Below are 13,303 nucleotides of genomic sequence, written 5' to 3' on the forward strand. Positions count from 1 at the left end.
TTGCTCGGTGACGATGGCGGAGAGGTCACACCCGTTCCCATCCCGAACACGGAAGTTAAGCTCTCCAGCGCCGATGGTAGTTGGCGGGACACCGCCTGCGAGAGTAGGGCGTTGCCGGGCAAATAGAAAGACCAAGACAATTTAGTCTTGGTCTTTTTTGCTGTCTAATAAATAATGATACAAATATAGCGGTATTTTATGTTCAGTTACTTCTAAAAACTGCACAATAAAAGGATATGCATCATTTGAATAACTATGAAGGAGATCGTACCACCATTCCGTTTCATAACGGCAAATCATACTTAAATTGTATAGCAATAAATAATGGGCAATGATTTCATGAATACCCTTATTTTGTACATTTGTTTGTTTAAAATATAGATGAAATAAAGGAGTTAGTTCTTCTATTTGTTCTAACAACTGTTTCATGCAAAATTTTTCCCCATATGCATGTTTCACATGAAACATTTTTTCAGAAAAATAAGTAAACAAACCGTGTTTTTGAATTTTTACTTCGTCTTTAAAAAAATCATAGTTTTGTTTTTTCCTTTTCCTCGTTGATACTCCGTGTGCTAAAACGGTTGAGGATTCAGGATAGTCAGCATGAATCGTTAATAAACATGCTTTAAGAAGTTGGACATTCCCATAAAATAATAAAACAGGTTTAATGGCTAATGGTGCTTGACGGGCTGTGTCATAAAATTTTTTTCCATGCTGTAAGTAGTACATAAATGGATAACAATTATCATAACTTTTCTTTTCTGCATCTTCCCTTCCTTCCCGTTTGTAGCGTTCAAGTAAAAATTGATGTACAAAATTTGATGAATAAAATACTTCCCACATCGTACGCTCTCCTTGTTTAATTGATCGAATTATCTAACATTTTTATGTTTTCTTGACAGAAAAAAGCGAAGTTGATACTCTACTAATTAATATTTCCAAAGTGAGGGGGAAAAAACAATGTGGGAAACGAAATTTGCGAAAGAAGGATTGACGTTTGATGATGTTCTCTTAATTCCAGCGAAGTCAGAAGTGTTGCCTCGCGATGTCGATCTAACGGTTGAGCTAAGTAAAACGTTAAAATTGAACATCCCGATTATTAGTGCGGGAATGGATACAGTAACAGAGGCGGAAATGGCGATTGCGATGGCGCGCCAAGGAGGATTAGGAATTATCCATAAAAACATGTCAATTGAACAACAAGCGGAACAAGTTGATAAAGTGAAACGGTCAGAAAGCGGGGTAATTACAGATCCATTCTTTTTAACCCCTGAACATCAAGTATATGATGCAGAACATTTAATGAGTAAATATCGTATTTCAGGCGTTCCGATCGTGAATAATACTGATGAACAAAAACTTGTTGGAATTATTACGAATCGTGATTTGCGCTTTATTCAAGATTACTCAATGAAAATTTCTGATGTGATGACAAAAGAGAACTTGATTACAGCCCCTGTGGGAACGACATTAGCAGAAGCTGAGAAAATTTTACAAAAATACAAAATTGAAAAACTCCCTCTCGTTGACGATCAAGGTGTGTTAAAAGGACTGATTACTATTAAAGATATTGAAAAAGTTATTGAATTCCCAAACGCAGCAAAAGACGACAAAGGACGTCTTCTTGTCGGAGCGGCTGTCGGGGTTACGGCAGATACGATGTTGCGCGTGAAAAAGCTTGTTGAAGCAAATGTTGACGTCATAGTAGTTGACACAGCTCACGGTCACTCAAAAGGAGTGCTTGAAACGGTGCGGAAAATTCGCGACACTTATCCAACATTAAACATTATTGCAGGAAATGTCGCGACAGCAGAGGCGACAAAGGATTTAATTGAAGCAGGAGCAAATATCATTAAAGTCGGTATTGGCCCAGGATCCATTTGTACGACACGGGTTGTCGCAGGTGTTGGCGTGCCTCAAATTACGGCCATTTACGACTGTGCAACAGAAGCGCGAAAATACGGTGTTTCAATCATTGCTGATGGAGGAATTAAATATTCTGGTGACATTGTAAAAGCTTTAGCAGCTGGAGGACATGCAGTTATGCTTGGTAGTCTACTGGCGGGTGTGTCTGAAAGCCCAGGAGAAACAGAAATTTATCAAGGTAGACGATTTAAAGTATATCGTGGCATGGGATCAGTTGGAGCGATGGAAAGAGGAAGTAAAGATCGTTACTTCCAAGAAGATAATAAAAAATTTGTTCCAGAAGGCATTGAAGGACGTGTACCTTATAAAGGGCCACTTGCCGATACGATTTATCAACTTGTTGGTGGATTGCGTGCGGGAATGGGCTATTGTGGAACGAAAAACTTAGAAGAATTGCGAGAAAAAACTCAATTTGTACGCATGACGGGAGCAGGATTAAGAGAAAGCCATCCACATGATGTTCACATTACGAAAGAAGCTCCGAACTACTCGCTCATCTAGTAAACAAATAGATGGAGGTGGAAGATTCCTCTGTCTATTTTTTTTTACAAGAGTATGCTAAAATAACGGTTATGTAAAACAGAGTTGGAGGGTTTGAGCGTGAAAACATGGTACAAGAGCTTCATCATTTCCATTGTAGCAATGTTCTTATTTCTGGTGACGTTACCACAAAATACAAAGGCGGAAGAAGACGTGCTCAATATTGAAGCCGATGCTGCTATTCTTGTTGAAGCGGAAACGGGAAAAATTTTATATCAAAAAAATATTGATGCGGTTTTAGGAATTGCTAGTATGACAAAAATGATGACGGAATACTTGTTGCTAGAAGCGATTCATGAAGGACGCGTCAAATGGGATCAAGAATACACAGTAAGTGAGTATGTATATCAAATTTCGCAAAAGCGAGACTTATCGAACGTTCCGTTGAGAAAAGACGGAAAATATACAGTACGTGAACTGTATGAGGCGATGGCTATCTACTCAGCCAACGGAGCGACGGTTGCAATTGCAGAAATTGTTGGTGGTTCGGAAACGAATTTCGTGAAGATGATGAATGAAAAAGCTAAAGAGTTAGGATTAAAAGATTATAAGTTTGTGAATGCAACTGGACTAAATAACAAAGATTTAGGAGGACTGCACCCAGCAGGGAGTGGAGATAACGACGAAAACGTGATGTCTGCTCGTGCTGTGGCAACATTAGCATATCATTTATATCACGAGTTCCCGGAAATTTTAGAAACGGCAAGCATTCCTCGAAAGTATTTCCGAGAAGGAACAGATGACCAAATTAAAATGGATAACTGGAACTGGATGCTCCCAGGACTTGTCGCAGCATATGAAGGTGTAGATGGTATTAAAACGGGATATACAGAGTTTGCGGGGTATTGCTTTACAGGTACAGCAGAGCGAAATGGCATGCGTTTTATCACCGTTGTCATGAATGCCAAAACGAACGGCAAAGGTACGCATTTATCACGTTTTGAACAGACGAGAAAAATGTTAGACTATGCGTTTAGCAACTATACTGTACAACAATTATATCCAAAAGGCTATACGACGAAAAAATATAAAACGATAACTGTAAAAAAAGGAAAAGAAAAAGAAGTTGCGATTGCAACAAAACAACCATTGTCGCTTGTCATCAAGCGCGGGGAAGAAAAAAAATATAAGCCTGTTGTTGTCATTGAAAAAGAAACGTTAACAGCTCCTGTGAAAAAAGGTCAAAAAGTCGGGTATATGTATGTGAAATATGAAGGAACAGACTACGGATATTTAACGAAAGAAGGGGAAAAGGCAGCACAAGTTGACGTCGTAACAAAACAAGCTGTAGAGAAAGCAAATGGCTTTGTTTTAGCGATGCGCGCCATTGGCGAACTGTTTAGCGACATTTGGCACGGTGCTTCAAACGCAATCAAAGGGTTGTTTTAAAGCTCTCTTTTTAGAGAGCTTTAAAATTTTTATTGTGATTTTTTAAAAAATTGAGTTAAAATAAAAAAATGTAGCTAGTGTTTCTACACTTTTACCTAGTAAAAACGTATGCTAGAATATGGATAGTGTACTGAAGTGATGAATAGTTGTCGTGAAACTTATTTTTCAGTACAATATCACAATAACGATATACATAATGGGAGGAATGAACGGTGGCGGTTACAGGTACAGAACGTGTAAAACGCGGGATGGCGGAAATGCAAAAAGGTGGCGTCATTATGGACGTTGTGAACGCAGAACAAGCAAAAATTGCAGAAGCAGCAGGTGCAGTCGCTGTGATGGCTCTTGAGCGCGTTCCAGCTGATATTCGTGCAGCTGGTGGCGTTGCTCGCATGGCTGATCCAACTGTAATTGAAGAAGTGATGAAGGCAGTATCTATTCCAGTGATGGCGAAAGCGCGTATCGGTCACTATGTGGAAGCGCGTGTATTAGAGGCGCTCGGCGTAGACTATATTGATGAGAGTGAAGTATTAACGCCAGCAGACGAAGAGTTTCATATCGATAAACGTCAATTTACTGTGCCGTTTGTATGCGGTTGTCGTGATTTAGGTGAAGCAGCTCGTCGTATTGCTGAAGGTGCCTCCATGCTTCGTACGAAAGGTGAACCGGGTACAGGGAATATTGTCGAAGCAGTTCGCCATATGCGTAAAGTAAACGCGCAAGTGCGCAAAGTCGTCAGCATGAGCGAAGACGAATTAATGACAGAGGCGAAAAACTTAGGTGCTCCGTTTGAGGTACTATTAGAGATTAAACGCCTTGGTCGTCTTCCTGTCGTTAACTTCGCAGCTGGTGGTGTCGCGACACCAGCCGATGCAGCGTTGATGATGCATTTAGGTGCTGATGGTGTATTTGTCGGTTCAGGTATTTTCAAATCAGAAAACCCTGAAAAATATGCACGTGCTATCGTAGAGGCTACAACTCATTATGAAGATTACGAATTAATTGCTCACTTATCGAAAGGATTAGGTGGAGCGATGAAAGGGATTGATATTTCTTCGTTGCTTCCTGAACAACGAATGCAAGAACGCGGATGGTAATGTAAAGGAGCAATGAATATGGTGAGAATAGGAGTACTAGGGTTACAAGGGGCTGTACGTGAACATGTACGTTCAATTGAAGCGTGTGGTGTAGAAGCTGTTGTTGTTAAAAAAGTAGAACAACTTGCACATATTGACGGCCTCATTATTCCAGGCGGGGAAAGCACGACCATGCGTCGCTTGATGGATAAATATGGATTTATTGAACCACTGAAGCAATTTGCAAGCGAAGGGAAGCCGATGTTTGGAACGTGTGCTGGCTTAATCATTTTAGCTAAAAAAATTGTTGGTTATGATGAGCCACACCTTGGTTTAATGGATATTACGGTTGAGCGCAACTCGTTTGGTCGTCAACGTGAAAGTTTTGAAGCATCTTTAGCAATTAAAGGTGTTGCCGACGATTTTATTGGTGTATTTATTCGCGCTCCGCACATTGTATCTGTAGGGGGCGATGTTGACGTGCTCGCGACGTATGAGGGTCGCATTGTCGCGGCAAGACAAGGACAATTTTTAGGATGTTCGTTTCACCCAGAATTAACAGATGACCATCGTATGACGCAATACTTTATCCATATGGTGAAAGAGACAAAGGAATAAACGAGTTGCATTTTGTTTAAACTTATAGTACATTATTTCCAAGAAAATGATATGAAGAAAAAGCGATGACAGGAACTAGTAGCAAGCCCTCTTCCTTTCAGAGAGCCGGTGGACGGTGTGAATCGGCAGGAATGACTTGTGAATCCATCCTGGAGCGAAATGCTGAACGCGTTAAGTCAGTAGGCATTTCCGGTGAGAACCGTTATATCTCTCGAGTGGAAGACGTATGTCTTCAACTAGGGTGGCAACGCGGGAGCACTCTCGTCCCTTTCTTTCGGGACGAGAGTTTTTTATTTCATTAATCAAAATAAAGGGAGGCCATGTTGATGTTAGACTTAAAATTTTTACGTACCCATTTTGAAGAAGTAAAACAAAAGCTTCAACATCGTGGTGAGGATTTAGCGGATTTTGAACGATTTGAGCAACTCGATCGTCGTCGTCGAGAACTAATTGCACAAGCGGAAGAATTAAAAAATAAGCGAAACGATGTGTCGCAACAAATTGCTTTATTAAAGCGTGAAAAAAAAGATGCAGATCATCTCATTGCTGAAATGCGCCAAGTTGGTGATCGTATTAAAGTGCTTGACGATGAATTGCGGGAAGTGGAACAACAGCTTGAAACGCTACTTTTATCGATTCCAAATGTTCCGCATGAATCTGTCCCAATTGGTGAATCAGAAGATGATAATGTAGAAATTCGCAAATGGGGTGAACCGCGTTCATTTTCTTTTGAACCGAAACCACATTGGGAAATTGCTGATCGACTTGGGATTTTAGACTTTGAACGTGCGGCGAAAGTAACAGGAAGTCGATTTGTATTTTATAAAGGACTTGGGGCGCGCTTAGAACGTGCATTAATTAACTTTATGTTAGATGTACATGTTGAACAACACGGATATGAAGAAGTTTTACCACCGTACATTGTCAATCGGGCGAGCATGACAGGAACGGGACAGCTTCCAAAGTTTGAGGAGGATGCATTTCGTATCGAAAGCGAAGATTACTTTTTAATTCCAACAGCAGAAGTCCCTGTAACAAACTTACATCGTGATGAAATTTTATCAGTAGATGATTTACCGATTAAATATGCCGCTTATAGTGCATGTTTCCGTTCAGAAGCTGGTTCAGCAGGAAGAGATACGCGTGGATTAATTCGTCAACATCAGTTCAATAAAGTAGAACTTGTTAAATTCGTCAAACCAGAAGATTCTTATGAGGAACTTGAAAAGCTAACAAATGATGCAGAACGTATTTTGCAACTACTAGGTTTGCCGTATCGTGTGATGAGCATGTGTACCGCCGATTTAGGTTTTACTGCTGCGAAAAAATATGACATTGAAGTATGGTTACCAAGCTATGGCACATACCGAGAAATTTCTTCTTGCAGCAATTTTGAGGCGTTTCAAGCCCGTCGTGCAAATATTCGTTTCCGCCGTGATCCGAAAGCGAAACCAGAACATGTACATACATTAAATGGATCTGGTCTAGCGATTGGAAGAACAGTGGCGGCGATTTTGGAGAATTACCAACAAGAAGATGGAACGATCGTCATTCCGGAAGTACTTCGGCCGTACATGGGAGGCAAAGAAGTGATTTCATAAGGGGAGAAATTGCTCCCCTTTTTTGTATAAAAGGTATTGACATGGGATAATAATGATGATAAATTAATACATGTCGATACGGAGGAGTACCCAAGTCTGGCTGAAGGGGTCGGTCTTGAAAACCGAGAGGCGTCGAAAGGCGCGCGGGGGTTCGAATCCCTCCTCCTCCGCCATCATTTGGATGTTTACAAACCACAGCGCATAAAATGGGGATTGTTTATTGAAATAATTCGTTACAATATGTAACGAATTTTTGTTTTATGTAAAAAATGAGGATGCCTAAACTAGGCATCCTTTATTTTTTTAACTTACGATATTGTTCAATCATATACCCAATTTTTGCGACAATCGGTTCGATTGATTGAGCATCACTGATAATATCATATTCATTAATGTTAATACGCAAAACAGGACAAGCGTTAAAGCTATTAATCCATTTTTCGTATCTTTCATACATTTCTTTCCAATATTCAATTGGTGTCTGCTGTTCCATTGGGCGACCGCGTTCACGAATACGTTTAATAATTTCCTCAAAACTTCCTTCCAAATAAATAAGTAAATCAGGATGAGGAAAATATGGTGTCATAACCATCGCTTCAAATAAACTTGTATACGTTTCATAGTCAACTTTTGACATTGTTCCTTTTTCAAAATGCATTTTTGCAAAAATTCCTGTATCTTCATAAATGGAACGATCTTGAACAAATCCTCCTCCGTATTCGAAAATACGTTTTTGTTCTTTAAATCGTTCTGCAAGAAAATAAATTTGAAGATGAAAACTCCAGCGTTTAAAATCGGCATAAAATTTATCTAAATATGGGTTTGTGTCTACTTTTTCAAAAGAAGTACGAAATTGAAGTGCATCAGCTAACGCTTTTGTCATCGTCGACTTTCCTACACCGACCGTTCCAGCAATGGTAATGACAGCATCGCTTGGAATATGGTATTTTTCTCGTAAGTTCATTGTTCTGAGCTCCTTTTAAGAACAGATTGTAGTTCATTTAAAATATAAAATCGATCTTGATCACGATGAACGAAGTCGAGTTCATCGCCGTTAAATCGCAATACAGGAATGTGAGGATGGGCTTGTTCAAATTGTTCCATTGCTTGTTCATAAGCATGAGATAGTTGTTTTAAGTAGTTCGGGTCAATGTTTTTTTCGAATTCGCGACCACGCATAGCAATACGCTCTAACAACGTGTGTAATGAAGCGTGTAAATAAATGACGACATTTGGTTTTGGCATGTCGTTTGTTAAAATGTCATAAATTCGTACATACTTTTCGTATTGCTTTCCTTTTAACGTTTGCTTAGCGAAGATTAAGTTTTTGAAAATATGATAGTCAGCTACAACCGGTTTCCCATTGTTTAAAAACTTTTTCTCGACATCTTCTAGCTGTTTATAGCGATTACATAGAAAAAACATCTCTGTTTGGAAACTCCATTCTTCGATGTTTTCATAAAATTTACCTAAAAAAGGATTTTCATCAACGATTTCTTTTAGTAGTTCATATTGAAAATGGGCTGAGATGACCTTGGCTAATGATGTTTTTCCAACACCAATTGGACCTTCCACAGTAATAAAGGGTACGCGGGACATTGTGTAACCTCCTTTAGGTGAAACCGTCTGTGTAGACAGACAAAATTTATTTTAACATAAAATGATTAGTCTGTATGTTGCTTTTTTGTTTTGATATACTTTTATAGATGATAAAAAGTACGGGAGTTTCAAAAGATGAAAAATGATGAGTACTACATGCATTTAGCAATTGAAGAAGCAAAAAAGGCGGAGGAAATCGGGGAAGTGCCTATCGGTGCTGTTATTGTATATAACGATCAAATCATTGCGCGAGCTCATAATTTGCGCGAACGGGATCAACGGTCGATTGCTCATGCGGAGCTTTTAGCTATTGATGAAGCATGTAAAAAACTAGGGACATGGCGACTAGAACAAGCAACGTTGTATGTGACGTTAGAACCTTGTGCGATGTGTGCTGGGGCCATTGTTCTTTCTCGCATAAAACGAGTTGTGTTCGGGGCGAGTGACCCAAAAGGAGGGTGTGCTGGAACATTAATGAATTTATTGCAAGAGAAGCGATTTAATCACCAAGCAGAAGTGGTTAGTGGGGTATTAGCTGAACAATGTGGTCGTATGCTAAGTGATTTTTTTCGACGATTGCGTCAACGAAAAAAAGAAGAAAAAAATAGTTTTTATTCCGATTAAATTCCATTGTGTAAACATTGCAATTTATATAAAAAAGAGATATACTTATACTTGCGTTAGAGATAACGCGTTGCCGTGCTAAGCGGGGAGGTAGCGGTGCCCTGTACTCGCAATCCGCTCTAGCGAGGCTGAATTCCTTCTTTAGGCTAGTTTGCTGTAGAGTCTGCCTAGAGTAAGTGGTGTTGACGTTTGGGTCCTGCGCAATGGGAATCCGTGAACCCTGTCAGGTCCGGAAGGAAGCAGCAGTAAGCGGACAATCCCATGTGCCGCAGGGGTGCCTGAACTGAGCTAACTACTCTAGTAACGTTTATGGCAGCTAGTCGACGGAAGGTGCACGGCAATTTACATAGGTAGGATACAAGCACTTGCTTAGACGGCAAGTGCTTTTTTCATGTGTTTTTTAATGATATAATGAATAAGATACGAGCAAAGAGGAGGGCAGTTTCGTGAGTTATAAAGCTTTATATCGTGTTTTTCGACCACAAAGCTTTAAAGATGTTGTCGGTCAAGAACACGTCACAAAAACGTTGCAAAATGCCCTGCTTCAACAAAAGATTTCACATGCATATTTATTTTCAGGTCCACGTGGGACAGGGAAAACAAGTATAGCTAAAATTTTTGCTAAAGCGGTAAACTGCGAGCATCGTCCAACAGCAGAGCCATGCAACGAATGTCCGACTTGTTTAGGCATTATGAACGGTTCGATTTCGGATGTGTTAGAGATTGACGCAGCATCAAATAATGGAGTAGATGAAATTCGTGATATTCGCGATAAGGTGAAATTTGCCCCAACCTCAGCACCGTATAAAGTGTATATTATTGACGAAGTGCATATGTTATCCATTGGTGCGTTTAATGCGTTATTAAAGACATTAGAGGAACCACCGAAACATGTCATTTTCATTTTAGCGACAACAGAGCCACACAAAATTCCGTTAACGATCGTTTCGCGATGCCAACGTTTTGATTTTCGGCGCATTGAGCTAAAGTCCATTGTTTCGCGTTTAAAAACCGTTGTCGCTGAAGAAGGTATAGATGTAGAGGAAGAAGCATTGTTTGCGATTGCACGTGCTGCTGATGGCGGAATGCGTGACGCTTTAAGTTTGCTTGATCAAGCCATTTCTTTTAGTGATGATCGGGTTTTGCTTGAAGATGTGTTAGCAGTTACAGGTGCGGTTTCGCAACGAAAAATTGCAGATTTAATTGGCGCGATGTATGAAAAAAAGACGGTTGAGGCGTTACGTCTTTTTCAAGATTTAATGGAGCAAGGGAAAGACCCGAATCGTCTTGTCGAAGATTTAATTTACTATTATCGAGATATGCTTTTATATAAAGCAGCGCCACAGCTCGAGGATGTGACGCATCGCGTGCTTGTTGACGAGCGCTTTCGAGAGCTTTCTGACATGGTTCCAACATCATTTATATATGAAGCAATCGATTTGTTAAGTAAAAGTCAACATGATATGCGTCTAACGAATCACCCGCGCATTCATATGGAAGTGGCAATTGTGAAACTTTGTTACGAAGAGGAGCGCGTGACTAAAACTTCGATTTCTCCGGTGTTAGAGGAGAAGTTGAAACAACTTGAAGAAGAATTAGCGAAACTAAAGGAAACTGGTGTGAAGCCCTCTGCTACAGAAACAAGTGAATCGGTGAAAAAAACAGGAAAAAGTATTCGTACAGACTATAAAATACCAGTAGGGCGCATTCATGAAGTACTTCGTCAAGCAACGCATCAACATTTGTCCCTTGTTAAAGGGAATTGGGGACATGTGCTCGAGTTGTTGAAAAAGCAAAATAAAGTGTCTCATGCGGCATTATTGCAAGAAAGTGAGCCTGTAGCAGCAAGTAGCACAGCTTTTGTGTTAAAATTTAAATATGAAATTCATTGTAAGATGGTTGCTGATAATAGTAACTATGTTAAAGACAACTTAGAGCAAGTATTACTTGAGTTGACAGGAAAGAAGCTTGACACGATTCCTGTTCCTGAAAGCGAATGGTTTCAAATCCGCGGACAGTTCATTCGTCAACAAACAAATGAGGGTGAACAACACGAACAGGAAGATCCGTTTATTTCCGAAGCGAAAAAATGGTTTGGTGACAATTTAGTCGAAATTAAAGAGTAATGGAGGAATGATGAACATGATGCGTGGAATGGGAAATATGCAAAAAATGATGAAACAAATGCAAAAAATGCAAAAAGATATGGAGAAAGCACAAGCAGAATTAGCGGAAAAAACAGTTGAAGGTACAGCAGGAGGCGGAATGGTGACGGTTATTGCTAACGGTCATAAGCAAATTTTAGAAGTGAAAATTAAAGAGGAAGTTGTCGATCCAGAAGATATCGACATGTTGCAAGATTTAGTGCTTGCTGCAACAAATGATGCGTTAAAAAAGGTAGATGAATTAACAGCAGAAACAATGGGGCAGTTTACAAAAGGATTGAACATACCAGGGTTATTCTAGGGGGTTCGTATGTATTATCCAGAGCCAATATCGAAGTTAATCGACAGTTTTATGAAATTGCCAGGCATCGGTCCGAAAACGGCCGTCCGTCTGGCGTTTTTTGTGCTAAACATGAAAGAAGACATAGTACTGGATTTCGCAAAAGCGCTTGTAAATGCGAAAAGAAATTTAACATATTGTTCATCATGTGGTCATATTACCGATAAAGACCCTTGTTATATTTGTGAAGACGACAAACGAGATCGTTCGATTATTTGCGTTGTTCAAGATCCGAAAGACGTTATCGCTATGGAAAAAATGAAGGAATATAATGGGTTGTACCATGTGTTACATGGAGCGATTTCTCCTATGGAAGGAATCGGTCCAGAGGATATTAAAATTGCTGAATTGCTTAGACGTCTTCAAGATGAAACGGTTCAAGAAGTCATTTTAGCAACGAATCCAAATATTGAAGGTGAAGCAACAGCCATGTATATTTCACGGTTGTTGAAGCCAACAGGTGTTAAAATTACGCGCATTGCTCATGGATTGCCGGTTGGTGGTGATTTAGAATATGCGGATGAAGTGACGTTATCAAAAGCTCTTGAAGGAAGAAGGGAATTGTAGTGTTTTGGAAGAAAAAAGGGTGGTTACGCAAACAATTTAATGATCAGCTTATTGAACGTTTGCAAAGTTATCGTGATGATTGGATGGGAAAGAAGCAATTAATAGAAAAAAGTGTTGAGCCGTCTGAAAAAGTTATATTTGACTTAAAAATTGCCGAGGCAAAATACTTATTTCTCCTTCGAGAAGCGAAGAAAAGAAAAGTTTCGATCGGGAAGGGATAATACACCTTCCCTTTTTATATAGGCTTGTCATACCGAAAAGAGATGAACATATATTTAAAAATAAAAAAGATTGAAGGAGAGAAAAATATGAATGAAACAGTCGTCATTGTGTCGATCGTGAGTCTTATTGTTATTATTTTGCTTATTGGTATTCCGATACGCTTGACTCGATTTATTGGGGAAGGAATCGCTCGTCTAGTGATTGGGGCTTTATTTATTTTTTTAATTAATGTTGTTGGTGATGTATTAAATATTCATTTACCGATTAATTTGTTTACAGTAACGGTTACTGGGTTTCTAGGTATTCCTGGTGTTATATCACTTATTTTTATTCAACAATATGTCATTTCATAAACGGACATATCCGTTTATTTTTTTGTTGACGAATATATACATTCATGATATATTAATAAATGTCGTTGTTGATAATAAAAAGGTGTTGACAAGTGATTATTTTTGTGGTACTATTATTCACGTCTTTGTTGTTCTTTGAAAACTGAACAAAACAGCAGCGTAAAAGCTAAGGATAACTTTTCTATGGAGAGTTTGATCCTGGCTCAGGACGAACGCTGGCGGCGTGCCTAATACATGCAAGTCGAGCGGATCAAATAGAAGCTTGCTTCTATTTGGTTAGCGG

At 39.4% G+C, this 13,303-nt stretch carries 14 protein-coding genes, 1 tRNA gene, 2 rRNA genes, 1 other RNA gene and 1 other annotated feature; of the genes, 15 read left to right on the forward strand and 3 right to left on the reverse strand.

Annotated elements, in window-relative coordinates:
* Positions 1-3 precede the first annotated feature (3 nt).
* Positions 4-120: ribosomal RNA gene (gene rrf, locus ASC42_RS12950) — 5S ribosomal RNA — on the forward strand.
* Between the two features lie 21 nt (positions 121-141).
* On the opposite strand, the gene ASC42_RS12955 is transcribed toward rrf, so the two are convergent.
* The gene (locus ASC42_RS12955; protein WP_055442053.1) at positions 142-843 is read right to left on the reverse strand and encodes a YaaC family protein; all 702 of its coding nucleotides are present in this window, start codon (positions 841-843) and stop codon (positions 142-144) included.
* 117 nt (positions 844-960) lie between these two features.
* On the opposite strand from ASC42_RS12955, the gene guaB reads away from it, so the two are divergent.
* The 6 genes from guaB to ASC42_RS12985 all read left to right on the forward strand — a co-directional run bounded on the left by guaB (position 961) and on the right by ASC42_RS12985 (position 7,323).
* Positions 961-2,427 carry an IMP dehydrogenase gene (gene guaB, locus ASC42_RS12960; protein ID WP_055442054.1) on the forward strand — a complete coding sequence of 489 codons (1,467 nt, stop codon included), beginning with the start codon at positions 961-963 and terminating at the stop codon, positions 2,425-2,427.
* 141 nt (positions 2,428-2,568) lie between these two features.
* Positions 2,569-3,855, forward strand: a complete 1,287-nt coding sequence (locus tag ASC42_RS12965; RefSeq protein WP_055442063.1) for a D-alanyl-D-alanine carboxypeptidase family protein — start codon at positions 2,569-2,571, stop codon at positions 3,853-3,855.
* Positions 3,856-4,067: 212 nt separating this feature from the next.
* Positions 4,068-4,952: a pyridoxal 5'-phosphate synthase lyase subunit PdxS gene (gene pdxS / locus ASC42_RS12970; protein ID WP_004888477.1), complete on the forward strand. Its 885-nt coding sequence runs from the start codon at positions 4,068-4,070 to the stop codon at positions 4,950-4,952.
* Between the two features lie 18 nt (positions 4,953-4,970).
* Positions 4,971-5,549 carry a pyridoxal 5'-phosphate synthase glutaminase subunit PdxT gene (pdxT, locus tag ASC42_RS12975; protein WP_055442055.1) on the forward strand — a complete coding sequence of 193 codons (579 nt, stop codon included), beginning with the start codon at positions 4,971-4,973 and terminating at the stop codon, positions 5,547-5,549.
* A 56-nt stretch (positions 5,550-5,605) separates the two neighbouring features.
* Positions 5,606-5,821 (forward strand) — a binding site (T-box leader).
* Positions 5,822-5,875: 54 nt separating this feature from the next.
* On the forward strand, positions 5,876-7,150 hold the full coding sequence (serS, locus tag ASC42_RS12980) for a serine--tRNA ligase (protein WP_055442056.1): 1,275 nt from the start codon (positions 5,876-5,878) through the stop codon (positions 7,148-7,150).
* Positions 7,151-7,230: 80 nt separating this feature from the next.
* Positions 7,231-7,323: transfer RNA gene (locus ASC42_RS12985), tRNA-Ser, on the forward strand.
* Positions 7,324-7,445: 122 nt separating this feature from the next.
* Here ASC42_RS12985 and ASC42_RS12990 read toward each other — a convergent pair.
* Complete coding sequence (locus ASC42_RS12990; RefSeq protein ID WP_055442057.1) at positions 7,446-8,114, reverse strand: deoxynucleoside kinase; 669 nt, start codon at positions 8,112-8,114, stop codon at positions 7,446-7,448.
* Positions 8,111-8,749, reverse strand: coding sequence for a deoxynucleoside kinase (locus ASC42_RS12995; protein ID WP_055442058.1), 639 nt, complete (start codon positions 8,747-8,749; stop codon positions 8,111-8,113). Before ASC42_RS12995 ends, ASC42_RS12990 begins: the two co-directional genes overlap by 4 nt.
* A gap of 135 nt (positions 8,750-8,884) precedes the next feature.
* Between ASC42_RS12995 and tadA the strand changes: the two genes are divergently transcribed.
* From tadA to ASC42_RS13030, 8 genes are all read left to right on the forward strand, one after another.
* A complete protein-coding gene (gene tadA, locus ASC42_RS13000; RefSeq protein ID WP_055442059.1) occupies positions 8,885-9,373 on the forward strand; it encodes a tRNA adenosine(34) deaminase TadA in 489 nt (162 codons plus the stop codon).
* Between the two features lie 73 nt (positions 9,374-9,446).
* Positions 9,447-9,711: signal recognition particle sRNA large type (gene ffs / locus ASC42_RS13840), an RNA gene on the forward strand.
* Between the two features lie 108 nt (positions 9,712-9,819).
* Entirely contained in the window at positions 9,820-11,499 is a 1,680-nt protein-coding gene (dnaX, locus tag ASC42_RS13005; RefSeq protein WP_055442060.1) for a DNA polymerase III subunit gamma/tau, read from the forward strand.
* Between the two features lie 16 nt (positions 11,500-11,515).
* The gene (locus tag ASC42_RS13010) at positions 11,516-11,839 is read left to right on the forward strand and encodes a YbaB/EbfC family nucleoid-associated protein (RefSeq protein ID WP_021095866.1); all 324 of its coding nucleotides are present in this window, start codon (positions 11,516-11,518) and stop codon (positions 11,837-11,839) included.
* A gap of 9 nt (positions 11,840-11,848) precedes the next feature.
* The gene (recR, locus tag ASC42_RS13015; RefSeq protein WP_055442061.1) at positions 11,849-12,445 is read left to right on the forward strand and encodes a recombination mediator RecR; all 597 of its coding nucleotides are present in this window, start codon (positions 11,849-11,851) and stop codon (positions 12,443-12,445) included.
* A complete protein-coding gene (locus ASC42_RS13020) occupies positions 12,445-12,666 on the forward strand; it encodes a YaaL family protein (RefSeq protein WP_032101915.1) in 222 nt (73 codons plus the stop codon). Before recR ends, ASC42_RS13020 begins: the two co-directional genes overlap by 1 nt.
* A gap of 87 nt (positions 12,667-12,753) precedes the next feature.
* On the forward strand, positions 12,754-13,020 hold the full coding sequence (locus tag ASC42_RS13025; protein ID WP_055442062.1) for a pro-sigmaK processing inhibitor BofA family protein: 267 nt from the start codon (positions 12,754-12,756) through the stop codon (positions 13,018-13,020).
* Positions 13,021-13,200: 180 nt separating this feature from the next.
* Positions 13,201-13,303: ribosomal RNA gene (locus ASC42_RS13030) — 16S ribosomal RNA — on the forward strand; the annotation flags it as partial.

Source organism: Anoxybacillus suryakundensis (genome assembly GCF_001418025.1).
Taxonomy (GTDB): domain Bacteria; phylum Bacillota; class Bacilli; order Bacillales; family Anoxybacillaceae; genus Anoxybacillus; species Anoxybacillus tengchongensis.